The 262-nt window shown below is 56.9% G+C and carries 1 protein-coding gene; it reads right to left on the minus strand.

Features of this window, described 5'->3' with window-relative positions:
- Positions 1 to 262, minus strand: a 262-nt coding sequence (locus tag JI666_RS21275) for a TSUP family transporter (RefSeq protein ID WP_206895080.1), incomplete at both ends; no start/stop codon positions are given.

Consider the following 262-nt stretch of genomic DNA (forward strand, 5'->3'; position numbering starts at 1 on the left):
TTAAGCTAGTCAGCACCGATGCATCAATGTATTGCACCGCTTCCGCCCCCACGGCGGATCCGACAAACGTACAGGCGATCGCCAGTCGCATCTGTTTCAGACTGACAATGCCATTGCGAACAAAATACCAACTGGCCGAAAAACTGCCGAACGAGCTCTGCAGCTTGTTGGTCGCAAGCGCCTGAGTCGGGGGAATGCCAGCCGCCAGCAAAGCGGGCAGCGTCAATAAGCCACCGCCCCCGGCCATGGCATCAATAAAACC

Origin of the sequence: Bacillus sp. NTK071, from assembly GCF_017303315.1 — a bacterium.
GTDB lineage: Bacteria > Bacillota > Bacilli > Bacillales > Guptibacillaceae > Guptibacillus.